This is a genomic window from Rhizobium sp. BG4 (genome assembly GCF_016864575.1).
In the GTDB taxonomy this organism is placed as follows: domain Bacteria; phylum Pseudomonadota; class Alphaproteobacteria; order Rhizobiales; family Rhizobiaceae; genus Rhizobium.
Genome location: NZ_CP044126.1, coordinates 389433 through 406407 on the forward strand (window position 1 = coordinate 389433; position 16975 = coordinate 406407).

General features: G+C 63.0%; 14 protein-coding genes. 4 read left to right on the forward strand and 10 right to left on the reverse strand.

Translation table 11 applies throughout. The annotated features are described in order from the left end of the window. Position 1: 1 nt before the first annotated feature. From F2982_RS21915 to mtnK, 3 genes are read right to left on the reverse strand one after another with little or no spacing between them, the layout of a single operon-like run. Entirely contained in the window at positions 2 to 937 is a 936-nt protein-coding gene (locus F2982_RS21915; protein WP_203430881.1) for a 1-deoxy-D-xylulose-5-phosphate synthase N-terminal domain-containing protein, read from the reverse strand. A 4-nt stretch (positions 938 to 941) separates the two neighbouring features. Next, complete coding sequence (gene mtnA / locus F2982_RS21920) at positions 942 to 2036, reverse strand: S-methyl-5-thioribose-1-phosphate isomerase (protein WP_203430882.1); 1095 nt, start codon at positions 2034 to 2036, stop codon at positions 942 to 944. Further along, positions 2033 to 3304, reverse strand: a complete 1272-nt coding sequence (gene mtnK, locus F2982_RS21925; RefSeq protein ID WP_203430883.1) for an S-methyl-5-thioribose kinase — start codon at positions 3302 to 3304, stop codon at positions 2033 to 2035. The genes mtnA and mtnK overlap by 4 nt, the downstream gene beginning before the upstream one ends. Before the next feature lie 145 nt (positions 3305 to 3449). Between mtnK and F2982_RS21930 the strand changes: the two genes are divergently transcribed. Genes F2982_RS21930 through F2982_RS21940 form a run of 3 tightly spaced genes read left to right on the forward strand, consistent with a single transcriptional unit; the run spans position 3450 to position 7101 of the window. After that, positions 3450 to 4964, forward strand: a complete 1515-nt coding sequence (locus tag F2982_RS21930) for a sugar ABC transporter ATP-binding protein (RefSeq protein ID WP_203430884.1) — start codon at positions 3450 to 3452, stop codon at positions 4962 to 4964. Next, positions 4964 to 6007, forward strand: a complete 1044-nt coding sequence (locus F2982_RS21935; RefSeq protein ID WP_203431150.1) for an ABC transporter permease — start codon at positions 4964 to 4966, stop codon at positions 6005 to 6007. Before F2982_RS21930 ends, F2982_RS21935 begins: the two co-directional genes overlap by 1 nt. Positions 6008 to 6057: 50 nt before the next feature. After that, positions 6058 to 7101: a substrate-binding domain-containing protein gene (locus F2982_RS21940; protein WP_112717802.1), complete on the forward strand. Its 1044-nt coding sequence runs from the start codon at positions 6058 to 6060 to the stop codon at positions 7099 to 7101. A gap of 93 nt (positions 7102 to 7194) precedes the next feature. Here F2982_RS21940 and F2982_RS21945 read toward each other — a convergent pair whose 3' ends face one another. The 7 genes from F2982_RS21945 to gcl all read right to left on the reverse strand — a co-directional run bounded on the left by F2982_RS21945 (position 7195) and on the right by gcl (position 15926). Further along, a complete protein-coding gene (locus tag F2982_RS21945) occupies positions 7195 to 9249 on the reverse strand; it encodes a bifunctional aldolase/short-chain dehydrogenase (RefSeq protein ID WP_203430885.1) in 2055 nt (684 codons plus the stop codon). 59 nt (positions 9250 to 9308) lie between these two features. Continuing rightward, complete coding sequence (locus tag F2982_RS21950) at positions 9309 to 10289, reverse strand: sugar-binding transcriptional regulator (protein WP_130281113.1); 981 nt, start codon at positions 10287 to 10289, stop codon at positions 9309 to 9311. A 171-nt stretch (positions 10290 to 10460) separates the two neighbouring features. Then, the gene (locus F2982_RS21955) at positions 10461 to 11063 is read right to left on the reverse strand and encodes a hypothetical protein (protein WP_203430886.1); all 603 of its coding nucleotides are present in this window, start codon (positions 11061 to 11063) and stop codon (positions 10461 to 10463) included. Between the two features lie 24 nt (positions 11064 to 11087). Then, on the reverse strand, positions 11088 to 12365 hold the full coding sequence (locus tag F2982_RS21960; RefSeq protein WP_203430887.1) for a glycerate kinase: 1278 nt from the start codon (positions 12363 to 12365) through the stop codon (positions 11088 to 11090). Between the two features lie 59 nt (positions 12366 to 12424). Continuing rightward, the gene (locus tag F2982_RS21965) at positions 12425 to 13309 is read right to left on the reverse strand and encodes a 2-hydroxy-3-oxopropionate reductase (RefSeq protein WP_203430888.1); all 885 of its coding nucleotides are present in this window, start codon (positions 13307 to 13309) and stop codon (positions 12425 to 12427) included. A gap of 4 nt (positions 13310 to 13313) precedes the next feature. Beyond that, positions 13314 to 14129 (reverse strand): hydroxypyruvate isomerase, encoded by an 816-nt coding sequence (gene hyi, locus F2982_RS21970; protein ID WP_203430889.1) that lies wholly within the window; start codon positions 14127 to 14129, stop codon positions 13314 to 13316. A gap of 12 nt (positions 14130 to 14141) precedes the next feature. After that, the gene (gene gcl, locus F2982_RS21975) at positions 14142 to 15926 is read right to left on the reverse strand and encodes a glyoxylate carboligase (protein ID WP_203430890.1); all 1785 of its coding nucleotides are present in this window, start codon (positions 15924 to 15926) and stop codon (positions 14142 to 14144) included. Positions 15927 to 16092: 166 nt separating this feature from the next. Here gcl and bhcR point away from each other — a divergent pair, with 166 nt between their 5' ends. Beyond that, positions 16093 to 16920, forward strand: a complete 828-nt coding sequence (gene bhcR / locus F2982_RS21980) for an HTH-type transcriptional regulator BhcR (RefSeq protein WP_203430891.1) — start codon at positions 16093 to 16095, stop codon at positions 16918 to 16920. Positions 16921 to 16975: the final 55 nt, after the last annotated feature.

The following is a 16975-nucleotide window of genomic DNA, read 5'->3' on the forward strand; positions in this document are numbered from 1 at the left end:
GTCAGGCCCTCTCTGCTGCGTTCATGTCGATGCCGAGTTCGGCGGCAAGGGCTGTCTGCATTTCCAACCGCTCGTCCGCACTCTTGAACCGCACGTAATGCAGGCGCGGGAAGCGCTTCTTCAGGAAGTTCATGCCCTGATAGGGTGACGTGTTGGCGAGGATCACCAGCGGCTTCCCGGTTTCGGCACTGGCCGCCGCTTCCCGAAGCGCATTGAGGTCGTGGCCATCGACCGAACGGCATGTGACGCCGAAGGAGCCCACTCGCGTGGCGAGATCGCCGAGATCGAGCACGGAGGACATCGCACCGTCGCATTGCTGCCGGTTCACGTCGACGATCACCCGGATATTGTCGATCTGGTGATAAGACATGGCCGCGAGGCACTCCCAGGTCTGTCCCTCCTGGAATTCCCCGTCCGACATATAGACCCAGACCTTACCGGGTTCGCCCTTTTTCGACCGCGCCCAAGCGACACCCGAGGCCATGGAAAGCCCCTGTGCCAGCGAGCCGGTCGTTACTTCCATCCCGGGGCTATGTTCGGCGCCGATCATCTCCACCGACCCGCCGTCCTTGTTGAAATGGTCGAGCGCATGCTCGTCCATGCGGCCTGTCTCGATCAGGGCCGAGTAGATGACCAGCGCATAATGCGCGGGCGAAATGAAAAGCCGATCGAACTCGGGCGCGAACGGGCCGTGGTAGCCAGCACCGGTGAACGCGTCGGGATTATGCGCCGATGGTACGCCTGCGAATGGCAGTGGCACCTTGGGAAGCGTGGGCGCGCCGAGCGTCAGAAATTCGTTATAGAGCAGCGCAAGGCTTTCCGCGGCAGAGCAGGCCTGGCTCAGATAGCCGCCATTGTTTGCCATCGTATGGAAGAATACCCGGCGCCGGATTCCGAGCGCGATGTCTTCCGTGGATTTGTGGTTGGATAGGGTCATCGTCTCAGTTCCGTTCGGGGAAAAGTTCTTTCAGACCTTCCGGCGAAGGCGTTGCGATGCCGCGCTCGGTTATCAGGCCGGTGATCAGACGAGCAGGCGTAACGTCGAAGGCCGGATTGGCGGCGGGGCTTCCTTCAGGTGAAATGCGCACGCTCGCGATCGAGCCGTCCGCCGCCTTTCCCTGAACGAAGCTGACTTCGTCGGCAGAGCGCTCCTCGATCGGGATTTCCTTGATGCCATCATGCACCGTCCAATCGATCGTCGGCGACGGCAGGGCGACATAGAAGGGCACGCCGTTGTCGCGCGCCGCAAGCGCCTTGAGGTAGGTTCCGACCTTGTTGCAGACATCTCCGTTCGCCGTCGTGCGGTCGGTGCCGACGATGACCATGTCGACATCGCCGTGCTGCATCAGATGGCCGCCGGCATTGTCGACGATCAGCGTATGCGGCACGCCATGGCCATTCATTTCCCAGGCCGTGAGATAGGCGCCCTGGTTCCGCGGCCGGGTTTCGTCGACATAGACGTGAACCGGAATGCCTTCCTCAACGGCCATATAGATCGGCGCGGTCGCTGTACCGTAGTCGACGGTCGCAAGCCAGCCAGCATTACAGTGGGTGAGGACGCGCACCGGTTCGCCGGGCTTCTTGCCTGCTGCGATCTTCCGAATGATATCCAGGCCATTGGCGCCGATCGCGCGATTGAGCTGAACATCCTCTTCCGCAATTTCGGCAGCGCGCTTGTAGGCGGCCTCGGCCCGTTCGCTTTCCGGCAAGGGCCGCAGGTGATCGCGCATCGCATTCAGCGCCCAGCGCAGATTTATGGCGGTCGGGCGCGTTTCGTTGAGCTCTTCCCAGACAGCGTCGAGATGCTTGTCCGAGGGGTCAACCGCCATGGCGATCGCAACGCCGTAGGCGGCCGTCACGCCGATCAACGGCGCGCCGCGAACCCACATGTCGCGTATGGCGACCGCGACCTCGGCGACGGTCTTCAGCGTAACGACCCGAAACTCGTGCGGCAGCCAGCGCTGGTCGATGATATCGACGGCGCGGCCGTCGTCGTTGAGCCATATAGTGTGGTAATGGCGTTCTCCGACTTTCACGCGATAGTCTCCTTTTCTAGCCGCTCCACCGTCTCGCGAATGTCGCGGAGACTGTGGATACGTTGCCGGTTGACGGCGATGTGGCGCCCGAACGTCAGCGCCTTGCTTTCGCAATGCGCGCGGCGGTCGGGGTCGGCGATGGTTTCAAAATCTGCGTTGTGGGCAAGGCCGAGGATGCGGCGGTGGATTTCGATGCCGGCAAAGCCCAGCATCTCACCCCATATTTCGTTGATGACGAGGTTCAACGCCTGCTCGGAAGCGAGCGCATCGTTGCGACTCTCGAAGAGGCTCGCCTGATAGAGGATACCCTTGCGCTCGGTGCGCCACAGGTTCGAAAACTCGGCGCGGAATGTTTCCCAGAGCGTGTCGATCGTATCGAGCAGGTAAGCGCGCATACCGTCACGCGCGCCCGGCGCGGTCTCGTGACCGGACTGTGAAAAATAGCTCATCCAGAAATTGGCGATCAGCATGCCGACATCGAAGCTGATCGGTCCGTAGAAAGCGAATTCCGGATCGATGACGCGTGTTTCGTCATCGGTCACCATGACGGAACCGGTATGCAGGTCGCCGTGGCAGAGCGTTTCCGCCTTGGCCGAGAAGATGTGCTTCAGGCGTTGCGCCTCCACCTTCAGGTCGCGGTCGGCGCGAAGCTCGGCAACAAGGGGATCGAGCTGTGGCGTCGTGTGACGATTGAGCGCCGCCTCGAAGTAAGGGTCCGAGAACACGAGGTTCTCCGTGATGTCGCAAAGCTCGACATTGTCACTGAACAGCGCGACGTCAGCCTTCTTGTCGCGCGTCGGCATATGGAGATCCGAGCCGCGGAAAAGCGTGCGGGCGACGAACAGCCCGAGATCGCGGCCGATCTTCGGCAGCTCGCGCCCATCGATCAGCGCGCGGCGCAGGATGACGTGGGGCGTCAGGAACTCCATGACGATGATGGCCTGCGCCTCGTCGAAGAGAAGGACTTCCGGCACCATGCCGGGATCACGCGCGCCCTGGCGTTTCAGCGCATGATATTCGAAGAACGAGCGCTTGAGCGGCAGCGGCCAGCTCTCGCCGACCAGGCGCACATAGGGCAACGCCTGCTTGACGATTACCGTGCCTCTCGCGCCGGTGACGATGAACACCAGGTTGAGGTTGCCGTCACCGACCTCATGGACCTGCCAACGGCCGCAATCGTCCCCGATTCTTTGCGTGATCGCAGCGTTGCCGCCGAGCCGTACCGGCAATGACTCTATACTCAACGCCTCAAAGACGTGGCTATCCATAGGTTCTCCTCCTCAACATGGGGCCGCCTCCTCTGCCTGCCGCCATGTCCTCTTTGCCCACAGCTAAGGCATCATTCTGTCAAATGTCAACCGCCTTGACATTTGACGAGATGCTGTCCTAACTTGGGATCAATGGGAGGAGAAAATGGGCGAACAGGCATTGTTTCGCATTGAGGGCGTGCGCAAATCCTTCGGTCCGGTACCGGTCCTGCAGGGTGTGGACTTCGACCTCAAGGCAGGCGCGGTGACGGTATTGATGGGCGCCAACGGCGCCGGCAAATCCACGCTCGTCCGCATCCTTTCCGGGGTCTACATGCGAGACGCGGGCACGATCACGCTGGCTGCGACCGCTTTCGATCCGGCGACGCCGGCTGAAGCGATCCGCGCTGGCGTCGTCACCGTTCACCAGAACATCAATGACGGCGTCGTTGCCGATCTCGATGTGGCGACCAACCTCACGCTCGACCGGCTGAACGGACGCGGGGCGCGGCTGTTCTTCAATCCGCGCAGGGTGCGGCGCGAGGCTGCCGTGGTCGCGTCCCGCATGGGGCTCGCGATCGATCTGGGCGCCAATATCAACGACCTGACGCTTGCCGACCGGCAGATGGTGGCAATCGCGCGCGCCATGGCGCACGAGCCAAAAGTGCTGATCCTTGACGAGCCGACGTCGTCACTCTCCAGCGCTGAGGCGAACCGGCTGTTTGATCTCGTCGATCGCCTGAAGGCGCGCGGCGTCGCTATTCTCTACATCTCGCATCGCATGTCGGATATCCGCCGCCTAGCAGACAGCATCGTGACGCTGCGCGATGGCCGCATCACCGGCCGCTTCGAGGGGCCGGAGCTTGATTATGAAAGCGCGGTCAACGCCATGCTTGGCCGCAAGGTTTCCGCCGGCGCCGTCGCCGTGCGCGATGCCGGCGCGCCGGTGTTCAGCGCTCGCGGCCTCAAGCTTTCCGACCAGACGCGGCCGTTCGACTTCGATCTGGGTGATGGCGAGATCGTTGCGGTCACCGGCCTTGTCGGCGTCGGCAAGACGGCGCTCGCCGAAACGCTGTTTGGCGAGCGTGCGCCGTCAGCCGGTGAAATGACGCTGGACGGGGTGCGCTATGCGCCGAAGACGACGGGACAGGCGATCGCCCGGGGCGTCTTCCTTGTCGCCAAGGACCGCGCGATGAGCGGCATCGTGCCGGATTTCAACATCTACGAAAATATCAGCCTGCCCTTCCTGCGCCGCCTCTCGTTCCTCGGCATCGCCAGCCGGCGGGCGGAAAGGGCGAAGGCACGCCAGCAGATTTCGTCGCTCGGTGTCGTCTGCCGCAGCGAACGTGACGAGATGCACACCCTGTCGGGCGGAAACCAGCAGAAGGTGATGGTCGGGCGCTGGCTCTCCGAGGCCTCCCGCCTGCTCATTCTCGACGAGCCTTTCCAGGGGGTCGATATCGCAGCTCGCCGCGATATCGGCGAGAAACTCAGGGCGTCGGCAGCCGGACGGGCCACCATTCTTTTTCTGACAGAACTCGACGAAGCCTTCGAAGTCGCCGACCGCATTTTCGTGATGTCGGAACAAACCATCGTCGGCGAGCATCGCAATGCCGACATCGATGTCGATCGGCTGCTCTCCGAGTTCGCCGGGCAATTCTATCAACAGGTCAGCGCATGATGATGAGTGAAGAGAGCAAATCCACCGGCGCCGTTGCTCCGCCAGCCCTGAACATCCGTGAGGCCGCAATCAAATACGGCTTCCTCGTGCTGCTCGCCGGCATGGTGCTCTATTTCTCGCTGGTCACCGGCGGTTTCGCCTCACCGCAAAGCGCGGTCTTCATTCTGCAATCCGTGTCGATCACGGGCATCCTGGCGCTGGGCGTTACCGCGACGCTTGTCGTCGGCGGCTTCGACCTCTCGATCGGCTCGGTCGCCACTACAGCAATGATGGCGTCGTCCTACGTGATGGTCGTCATGGGCGGCGATGCGGTGACCGCGACACTCGCGTGCCTCGCCGTCGGCGTTCTCGTCGGCCTGATCAATGGTATCATCATCGTCTACATGCGCGTTCCCGATCTTCTCGCGACGCTCGGCATGATGTTCCTGCTGCTCGGCCTCCAGCGAATCCCGACCGAGGGACGCTCGATCGCGACAGGCATGACGCTGCCGGACGGCTCGACGGCGACCGGCGCTTTCAGCCCCGGCTTCCTGGCGCTCGGCCGCCACCGTTTCGATCTGATCCTGCCCAATCTCGTGCCGGTCTCCGTGGTGGTGCTGATCGTACTCGCGATCGTGATCTGGTTCTTTCTTCAATACACGCGCTTCGGCCGCATGATGTACGCGGTCGGTTCCAACGAGCGCGCCGCAAGCCTCGCCGGTGCGCCGGTCAATGCCTACAAGATTTGGGCCTACATCATCTCCGGCGTCTTCGCTTCCATCGGCGGCATCCTGCTTGCAGCCCGCCTCGGCCGCGGCGACATCGCCTCGGGCAACAATCTGCTCCTGGACGCGGTCGCCGCAGCCCTGATCGGCTTTGCCGTGCTTGGCGCGGCCAAACCGAATGCCTTCGGCACTGCCGTCGGCGCGCTCTTCGTCGGCATCCTGCTGCAGGGCCTGACGATGATGAATGCCCCCTATTACACCCAGGACTTCGTCAAGGGCGCCGTCCTCGTCATCGCCCTGATTTTCACCTTTGCGCTCTCGAAAAGAGGCAAACGCTGAGGCGGGAGGCCTCAGCGGATAACCAAAGTTCACCAGTGGAGGAGACTGACATGAATTTTACACGCAGAACCCTGGGCAAGCTGACGCTCGGGCTGATGGCCGCGGCCTCGTTTGCCGCGCCGTCCTTTGCAGCTGACATGCCGAAGCCGTTCGACAAGCCGGGCGACGTGAAGATCGCGCTCGTGCGCTATCTCTCGACCGGCGACTTCTTCCAGTCCTATCTCGCCGGCGTCGAAGCGCAGGCCAAGGCGCTCGGCGTCCAGCTTCAGGTCTTCGACAGCCGCCAGGATGCTGCCCTCCAGGCCGATATGGTCGACCAGGCGATTGCACTCGGCGTGCAGGGCATCATCATTCAGCACGGCCTGACGGAATCCATGAAGGAAGCCGCCCAGCGTGCCGTCGACGCCGGCATCAAGGTCGTCGCCTTTGACGTCAACGTCGAGAACCCGAAGATCCCGCAGGTCGAACAGTCCGACCGTGACCTCGCCCGCCTCGCGCTTGAGCAGGCGATCAAGGATAACGGCGAGAGCTTCAAGGCGGGTTACGTCTATGTCGCCGGCATCGCGCCGCTCGACCGCCGCGACGAGACCTGGAAGGAATTCAAGGGCAAGTATTCGGGCATCAACGAAGCTGCCCAGTTCGGCACGATGGACAACCCGATTGCAAACTCGGTCGCCAATCAGGCACGCTCGGTAATTTCTGCCAATCCTGACATCACCGTGATGTTCGCCCCTTACGACGAATTCGCCAAGGGCGTGAAGATCGCCGTCGATGAAGCCGGCCTCTCTTCCAACGTGAAGATCTATTCGGCCGATATCTCAACCTCCGACATCGCCGCCATGCGCGAGCCGGGCTCCGCCTGGGCGGCGACAGCGGCGACCAACCCGGCCGTGGTCGGCCAGGTCTCGGTGCGCTCGCTCGCCATGCTGCTGGCCGGCGAAGATCCGGGCAAGCAGGTCATCGTCCCGCCGACGCTGATCACCCAGAAGGATCTCAACGACCAGGACATCAAGAACATGGAAGAGCTCGGCACTAAACTGCCGCAGTTCGCCCATGCCGATGTCGCCATGCCGGCCTGGATGCCGAAGCCCTGACTTTCTGAAGGGTAGAATGGAAAGGGGCGGCTCACTGAGCCGCCCCTTTTTCTTGCCCCGCAGAGAAAGCGGGGCCGCGGGTGATATGAAAGATCAGCGCATCGCCGCAGCGATATTACCGCCGTCGACAGTGGTCACATCGGCGGTCGTGCGCTCGGCGAGTGCCTGATGGACAAAAGCACGGGCGACGTCTTCTGCCGTCACTTCGAGGCCGAGCAGGTTGCCACCCATGTAGTCCTTGACGGAGACGCCGCGTGCTGCAGCCCGGTTGGCGATCATCTCATCGTTGAGCAGGCCGGAGCGGATACGATCGGCATTGACGGCGTTGACGCGGATGTTGTCGACGCCATGCTCCAGTGCATATTGCCGGGAGAGGAACAGCGTCGCTGCCTTCGGCAGCCCGTACGCGCCGAACTTGGCACCGGGGTTGACCGCCTGTTTGGAGGCATTGAACAACAGCACGCCGCCTGTTCCCTGCTCCTTCATGATCCGCACCGCATTCTGTGCCACGGTCTGGTGGGCGAAGAAGTTCAATTCGAAGCTCTTGCGCAGGACGGCGTCGTCCATCGTGGCAATCGGGCTTTCCCAGGCGGCACCGGCGTTGGAGACGACGATATCGACGCCGCCGAAGGTGGCGACGGCCTTGTCGAAGGCTGCCCGCACGGAACTGGAATCGGTGATATCGCAGGCGATGCCGATCGAATTATTGCCGGCGGCTTTGGCGACCGCCGCGGCCTTTTCGCCATCGAGATCAAGCGCCACGACATGGGCGCCCTCCGCCGCGAAAGCCTTGACGACAGCCGCACCGATAGCACCCGCCCCACCGGTGACGATGGCGACCTGCCCCGTGAACGGCTTCGGCTTGGCACCGGCAAGTTTGGCCTGCTCAAGCGACCAATATTCGAGATCGAAGAGATCCGGGCGGCTTACCGGTTCGAAGCGTCCCACGGATTCGGCATCGCGCGCAGCCTCGATCCACATCTCGCCGACATCAACGGCAATCGTCGCGTCCTTGAAGGTCCGCCCATGACCGAACATGCCGAGGCCTGGCACCAGCGTCAGACGTGGCATAGGGTCGAGCATGATGCGCTTGACGTCGTCGCGCGCATCGTTGCTGCGGAAGTATTCCGTATAGTCGGCAGCAAAAGCGGCAACGTGGCTGTCGATGACATCGCGATAGCTTGCGAGGTCGTCCCTGGCAGGCGCCGGCAGTACCATCGGGCCGGTCTTGATGCGGATCGAAAGATCGGGGGTCGAGACACCGCGCGCCGCCATATCCAATAGTTCAGCGGCGTTGACGAAAGCGAGAATGGCCGGCGATGTGCGGAAGACGCTCACCATCCGGTCATAACGCCCCTCGCCCCGGTCGACAGCGACAGCGCCGCGCAGCATGGGGGCGATGTCGTCAGGGCTTGCGAGAGAAGACGGCAGGGCGGCCGGCGTGAAGACGTTGCGGCCGTTGTCCTTCACGTAATCCTCGGCGACCGTGACGTAATGGATCATCCGGTCATAGGCTTCCTTCGCGCTCTCGCCGAAGGTGAAGATGCCGTGCTTGTCGAGGATCAGGCCTTCGACCGTCGGGTCCCGCTCAAACACTTCGACGGCCGCCTTGGCGAGCGCGAAACCGGGCATGATATAGGGCACGAAGCCCATCTTCTTGCCGAAGAGCTCAGCGCTCATCTCCCGGCTCCTTGCCTGGTCGGCAATGGCGAGGATGGCAGTCGAATGGGTGTGATCGACGAACTTGTGCGGCAGGAAGGCATGAAGCAGCGCTTCCACCGACGGGTTGGGCGCTCCGGGATCGATGAGATTGGCACGCAGCAGCGTCACCATGTCCTCGTCGCCGAGACTGGCGAGCTTGCGGCTCTTCAGCAGCGCGCCGATCTTGACGGCCGGCAGGCCAGCCGGCTCGATCGTACCCATGTCCCAGCCGCTGCCCTTGACGCAGAGCACGGCATGGGTGTCGCCGACGAGATCGGTCATTTCCGTTTTCACGGAGGTGTTTCCACCGCCATGCAGAACCAGCCGCGGCTCACCGCCGAGCAGACGTGTCGTATAGGTGCGCAGCGCCAGATCGCGGTTCACGCCCTTGGCCGCATAGTCTGAAACGACCTTTTCGGCGTCATCGTCGCGCCAGAGATTTTCCATTATGTCATCCTCCCGATAAACCGGCCCAGCCGGCATCGGCGGACCCGAACCTGTGGGCGTCAAGGCGTGCCCGAACCACCCTTGCCAAGCCCCTCGCGGCTCCAATGCTCCAGCACGCGACGCGCCATCGATGTCGTGACGATGAGGTGCGAGGCGAAGCCGCCCTTCAGGGCCGCGACCAGCGATTCAAACTTGTTGTCTTCCTGAACGACGAGCATGCGCTTCTTGATCGAGCGGATGGATGTCAGATCGGCGGACATGCAGCGCCGGTTATGGGAGCAATCCATCCAGCGGCCGTCCCGATCGATGAGCTGCCCGGCAATGACCCCGGCCGCACCCTTGGCGCCCATCTCATCCATTTCGCCAGCCGAAAGCGCGCCGCATTTGACGAGATGACTGTCCTTCTCGATGCCACCCACCGAATAGAGCGCCAGATCGCAATCGGAAATCGTTGCGAGCTGCTCGCGAATTACTGGCTCAGCGCGAAGCTCCTCGGCAAGCCTTTCCGAGGAGAGCACGAGCGGCGCATAGAGATTGATCCCTTCGGCATTGAGCCTGCGGGCGATTTCCGTCGTGCACTGGTCGGGCCGATAGGAATAGGGCGCACCGAGATTGCCGCAGAGTTGAACGACGGTCACGCCGCGCAGATCGGCAAAGGGCATGACGTCCGCGATATGATAGACAGTGCGGCCCCAGGCAACGCCGATGCGGTCACCCTTGTTGATCAGTTCGAGAAATACGGATGCCGCGACGACCGGCATCTCGGCCTCCGCATTCATGGCCTGGCGGTCCTCCGGCACGATCCAGACCGTATTCAGGCCGACCGCATCTTCCAGTTCCCGCGCAAGCACGTCGTCTGTAAAGAGTTCGGAGGAGGTGGTGATCGTGACGATCCCCATCTCGCGCGCTCGCCTCAGGTACGTAGCGATCGATGCGCGGGAGATTTCCAGGCGCTGGGCAACCTCGTCCTGACGCAGGCCATGCGTATAGTAGAGCCAAGCGGCCTTATGGATTATTGGATCGGTAGATCGAACTGGCATTTTTCATCTCAGGAAACGATATCTGACATTAGTCATCAGCACTGACAAAAGTCAACGCTGGAGTGAAACCCTTGCAAAGTTGATGCAAGAGCGCCCTCTATCATCGCATTTTTATGGCGGAAATTCAGGCAGCAGCGATCGGCGCCGCGAGGCCGATAGGTCGGCCAAACATCAAGCCAGCAGAATCAAATCGATATTCATCGCATAGGACGCCGCTGCATCGGCCATCAACAGACCGCCGGCGTCGGCGAGCAGTGGCAGAAGATCGACCGGCAGGTCATCGGCCTGCTTTCCGAGCGGCCAGATCCAGGGGCATGTGCCGGCGTCGACGAGGGCGCCTGCGGAGTGATAGCGGTGTTCGCGGTGGCCTGTCGTGCCGCTGAGAAAAATCCAGGGGCGGTGGAGGCGCGCTTTTGCGGCGGCGAGCGCAAAGCTCAGCGCGAGGCGGTTGTTGCATGGGCCTTTCTGGATGCGCCCGTTGACGATCGCCACGGCTCCGTCGATGGTGCCTGCGCCTTCGGCAAGTTCGAGCAGTTTCGATGCCGAAAATGATGCGTCTTCAGCTATGGTCGAATGCGTTACCAACACGGTCTGGAAATACTGGAAGGCGGCGCTGCGGACGGCGTCGAGGCAGGCGAGCTGCGCCATTCTGGGGTGGAAGTGGACGTTGCCCGATCCGGCAAGGCTCAATGCATTGATGCCGGTGGCAAAGAGGTCCTTCGCCAGCGATCGCATTTCGATGATCAGGCGGGCCGAGTTTTGAGCGGTCGTCATGGCACTCCCCTTCCCGCATATTGATCATTCGGACGGCTGGATCAGGATCGCCCTGAAGTCGTTGACGTTGGTGCCGGTTGGTCCGGGGACGAAGAGATCGCCGAGCGCATTGAAGGCGGACCAGCTGTCGTTGTTGGCCAGCAGATCGGCGGCATCCATCTGCCGGCTGAGAAGACGGTCGATGGTGGTCCCATCGGCGAAGGCACCCGCATTGTCTTCCGAGCCATCGATGCCGTCGGTATCGGCGGCCAGCGCCGCGATGCCGTTCAATCCGGCAATGCCGCGGGCGAAGGAGAGCAGGAACTCGCCATTGCGCCCGCCCCTCCCCGTCCCCTTGATCGTCACCGTCGTCTCGCCGCCCGAAAGCAGCACGACGGGCTTGGAAAACGGCCGGTCGCGGCGGGCGATTTCGGCGGCAATGGCCGCATGCATGCGGCCGATTTCGGACGCCTCTCCCTCGATTGCATCGGAGAGGATCACCGCTTCGATACCGGCGTTGCAGGCAGCCTTTGCTGCCGCTTCCAGGGAAACGCAGGCGGACGCTACCAGATGCACTTCGTTTCCTGCGAAGCAGGCGCTGTCCGGCTCTGGCGCCGGGTCCCTGCCCTCGCGGATATGGCGCATCACCGCTTCGGGGAGATCGAGCCCGTAGCGATCGATCAGCCGCAAGGCATCGGCGGCTGTGCTTCTATCCGGGATGGTCGGCCCCGAAGCGACGAGGGCGAGGTTGTCGCCGGGAATGTCGGAAACGACGAGAGAGACGACGCGGGCCGGATGGGCGAGTGCCGCCAGCCTGCCGCCCTTGATGCGCGAGACCTGCTTGCGGACGGCGTTCATCGCATCGATCGGTGCACCTGAGGCCAGCAGCGCCTTGTTGACGGCGATTTCGTCGGCGAGCGTCAGGTCTCTGGCGGGTGCCGGAAGCAGTGCCGAGCCGCCGCCGCAGATGAGGGCGACGACGAGATCGTCCCCAGTCAGGCCGCTGACCGCCGCCATCAGCCTGGCGGAAGCGGCAAGGCCGTTCTCGTCCGGTACTGGATGGGCGGCTTCGAGGATTTCGATGCGTTCACAGTCCACGGCGTAGCCGTAGCGGGTGACGACGACGCCGGAGAGCGGGCCATCCCACAGCCGTTCGAAGGCGCGGGCCATCTGTGCTGCGCCCTTGCCGGCGCCGATGACCACAGTGCGGCCTTTCGGCTTGTCAGGCAGGCAACCGGCCAGCGCCTTGTCCGGATCGGCCGCTGCGACGGCGGCGTGGAAGAGGCCTTCCAGAAAAGCGCGGGGATCAGCGATCGGCGGCATGTGGGGCTCTCCTGATGTTGGGAGGGCTGGCCGGAATTGTCGTCCGGCCGGCCCCATTCTCATGCGACGGCGTGGTTGGCCATCCGCTCCAGCGCGGTGACCAGACCGGAATGGTCGAGGCCACTGTCGCCATTGGCGGCGCACTGGTTGAAGAGTTCCTGCGTCGCCGCGGTATTGGGCAGCGAGATGCCGAGCGTCTTGGCGCCCTGCAGCGCGAGGTTCAGGTCCTTCTGGTGCAGCGAGATGCGGAATCCCGGCTCGAAGGTGCGGTTGATCATCCGCTCGCCGTGAACCTCGAGGATGCGCGAGGAAGCAAAGCCACCCATCAGCGCCGAACGCACGCGGGCCGGATCGGCGCCGGCTTTCGAAGCGAAGACCAACGCTTCGGAGACAGCCTCGATCGTCAGCGCGACAATGATCTGGTTGGCGACCTTGGTCACCTGGCCGTCGCCGCAGTCGCCGACCAGCGTGATGTTCTTGCCCATCAGCTGCAGGAGCGGCAGCGCGCGGTCGAAGCTTTCCTGCGAACCGCCGGCCATGATCGACAGCGATGCGTTTCGCGCGCCGACCTCGCCGCCCGAGACCGGCGCATCAATATATTCCGCGCCGGTCTCGCGCACCTTGCGGGCGAACTCCTTGGTCTCGATCGGCGAGATCGAGCTCATGTCGATGACGAGCTTGCCAGCCGATAGGCCGTAGGAAACGCCGTTCTCGCCGAAGAGAACGTCCTTCACTTCAGGCGTATCGGGCAGCATCAGGATGATGGTGTCGACGCTTTCAGCGAGCGCCTTCGGCGTCTCGACGAATTGCAGGCCGTTCTCGAGCAGTTCCTGGCGCGGCGGAATGGCGAATTTCGAGGTGACGATGGTGTGGCCGGCATTCTGCAGGTGGCGCGCCATGGGCGTACCCATGATGCCGAGGCCGATAAATCCGATTGTTGCCATGGTGTTAGCTCCTGATCTTGAGAATGTCTGCGCTGGCGGGCGCTCGCGAGGTGGCGGCGAACCAGCCGAGCCCGGCCTCGGTCGTCGTGCGCGGCTTGTATTCGCAGCCGATCCAGCCGTCATAGCCGAGGGCGTCCAGCTGTTCGAAAACGAAGGGATAGGCGATCTCGCCGGTGCCCGGTTCGTGCCGGCCGGGATTATCGGCGAGCTGGATATGGGCGATCTTCGGCTGATGCTTCGTGAAGGTGCCGATCAGTTCTCCCTGGGTCCGCTGCTGGTGATAGAGGTCGTACTGGATGAACAGGTTGTCGCTGCCGACTTCGGCGATCAGCGCGGCAGCCTGATCCGGCGTATTGAGATAGAAGCCCGGGATATCGAAGCGGTTGATCGGCTCGATGAGCAGCCGGATCCCGTGCTTGCCGAGTTCTGCGGCAGCGTATTTCAGGTTGGCGACGAAGGTCGTCCGCAGCACCTCGTGCGGCAGGCCGACGGGCGCGATGCCCGAGAGGCAATTGACCTGCGAGCAGCCGAGCGTCGTGGCATAGTCGATGGCTTCGGCAACGCCGCGGCGGAACTCGTCGATCCTGTCAGGCAGAATGGCGATGCCACGCTCGCCGCCCGCCCAGTTGCCGGCCGGCAGATTGTGCAGCACCTGCGTCAGGCCGTGGAGATCGAGCGCAGCGCGCAGTGCGGCTTTGTCGAACTCGTAGGGGAACAGGTATTCAACGCCCTCGAAGCCGGCCTTGGCGGCCAGTGCGAAGCGCTCCATGAAGGGCACCTCGTTGAAGAGCATGGTCAGATTGGCGGCAAATTTCGGCATGGTATTCTCCTCCTAGTCCAGCAGCGCCAGCGTCGCGGTCGGGGCGTCCTCGCCGCGCTCGGCAAGGTCCTCGAACTCAATGACTGCATCGATATCGACGCCCATGGCAATATTGGTGACGCGCTCGAGGATGAACTCGATGACGACGGGCACCTGGTGCTCATCCATCAGCCGCTTGGCGGTCGCGAATGCCTCCTGGAATTCGTTGGGACTGCGGACGCGGAGCGCCTTGCAGCCGAGGCCTTCGGCAACAGCGACATGATCGACGCCGTAACCGGGTTCGGCCGTCCCGGAGGCATTGATATTCTCGAAGGCCAGGCTGACCTCGAAATCCATATTGAAGCCGCGCTGCGCCTGGCGGATAAGGCCCAGATAGGAATTGTTCACGACCACATGCAGATAGGGCAGCTTGTGCTGCGCGCCGACGGCGAGTTCCTCGATCATGAACTGGAAATCGTAGTCGCCGGAGAGCGCAACGATCGACCGGTCAGGATCTGCGGCGCGCACGCCAAGGGCTGCCGGAAGCGTCCAGCCGAGCGGTCCGGCCTGGCCGCAATTGATCCAGTTGCGAGGCTTGTAGACATGCAGGAACTGGGCGCCGGCGATCTGGCTGAGCCCGATCGTCGAGACGTAGCAGGTATCGCGGCCGAAGGCCTTGTTCATCTCTTCGTAGACGCGCTGCGGCTTCAGCGGCGTCTGGTCGAAATGCGTCTTGCGCAGCATCGTGCGCTTGCGGTCGCGGCACTCGTCAGCCCATGCCGACCAGTCGGCGAGCTTGCCGGCGGCCTTCCATTCGGTGGCAACATCGAGCAGCAGCTTGAGCGCCGCACCGGCATCCGAGACAATGCCGAAGTCGGGGGCGAAGACGCGGCCGATCTGCGTCGGCTCGATATCGACATGCACGAAGGTGCGGTCCTTGGTGTAGGTCGCAACATTGCCGGTGTGGCGGTTGGCCCAGCGGTTGCCGATGCCGAGCACGAAGTCGGAGGCGAGCAGCGAGGCATTGCCGTAGCGGTGCGAGGTCTGCAGGCCGCACATGCCGGCCATCAGGGGATGATCGTCGGGGATCGTGCCCCAGCCCATCAGTGTCGGGATAACGGGGACGCCGGTGATCTCGGCGAATTCGATCAGCAGATCGGAGGCATCGGCGTTGATGATGCCGCCGCCAGCGACGATCAGCGGGCGGTGGGCCTCGTTCAGCATCGTCAGGGCCTTCTCGGCCTGGGCGCGGGTGGCCTGCGGCTTGTAGGCGCCGAGCGAGGCATAGGTGTCGATGTCGAACTCGATCTCGGCCAGCTGAACGTCAACCGGCAGATCGATCAGAACAGGCCCGGGGCGGCCGGAGCGCATGATATGGAACGCCTTCTGGAAGACGAAGGGAACCAGCGCCGGCTCCATGACCGTGACTGCCCATTTGGTGACGGGGGCAGCGATCTTGGAGATATCAACCGCCTGGAAATCCTCCTTGTCGAGGCGGGCGCGCGGCGCCTGGCCGGTGATGCAGAGGATCGGGATCGAGTCGGCAGAAGCCGAGTAGAGGCCGGTGATCATGTCGGTTCCGGCCGGACCCGACGTGCCGATGCAGACGCCGATATTGCCGGCGCTGGCGCGGGTGTAACCTTCCGCCATATGGCTTGCGCCCTCGACATGCCGCGCCAGGATGTGGCGGACCGAGCCGCGTGCCTTCAGCGCCGAATAGAATGGGTTGATCGCAGCGCCCGGAACGCCGAAGGCGCAATCGACGCCTTCCTTCTCCAGAACCAGTACCGCTGCATCGACAGCTCGCATTCTTGCCATTGGGTAATCCTCCGTGTCTGGAAGATGAGGCTAGCGCATCCTGCACACGGCGCAATTCAAAAATGGAAATCAATACCATCATGTGGAAATAAACATTTTCAATGAATCTGGAACAATCGCTCGCGTCCGGCTATGTCATGACCACCAAGGGGCAGGAGACGACGGCATGGCGGAGCATCAGGAAAAAGGGAGAGGCAGACCGGGACGCAAGCCGTCCGAGAACGCTGCTCCCTCCTCGGTCCAGGTGCTCGACCGCAGCCTTAAGCTTCTGGAACTGGTGGCAGAAGCTGAAGGCGCTGTCCTCACCGATCTTGCGGAGCAATCCGGCATGGCGCCCTCTACCGTACACCGGCTGCTGACGTCACTCGCGCAGCACGGCATGGTCACGCATGATGGCGAGACCGGTGCGTGGACGATCGGCGTCAAGGCTTTCGAGATCGGCACGGCCTATCTCCGCTTCCGCAAGCTCGGCACGATCAGCCGTCCGTTCCTCAAGCAGCTGATGGATGAATGCGGCGAGACCGCCAATATCGCGATCGAGGATGACGGCGACGTGGTCTTCATCTCGCAAGTGGAAAGCCACGCGCCGATGCGCGCCTTCTTCCGGCCGGGACGGCGCGGGCCGATCCATGCCTCAGGGATCGGCAAGGCCATCCTCTCGACATGGACGGATGAGCGGATCGGGACGCTGTTGGCCGGCCGGCCGCTGCAGCACTTCACCGGCAAGACGCGCGACAGCCTGCCGAAGCTGCTTGGCGATATCGCGGAGATCCGCGCCCGCGGCTGGTCCATCGACGATGAGGAGCACACCCTCGGCATGCGCTGCGTCGCCGCGCCGATCTTCGACGAATATGGCGAGGCCGTTGCCGGCATATCCATCTCGGGTCCGGCCGTGCGGCTGCCCGATGAGAAGATCGCGGCGATTGGCCCATTGGTACAGACCGTGGCCGAAGCCCTGACCAAGGCGATGGGCGGACGCTCGAAACGGCCCTGAGCTTAAATGCAAAGCGCCGGCATCACGGAGAGGCCGGCGGCAGGATTCTGATCGA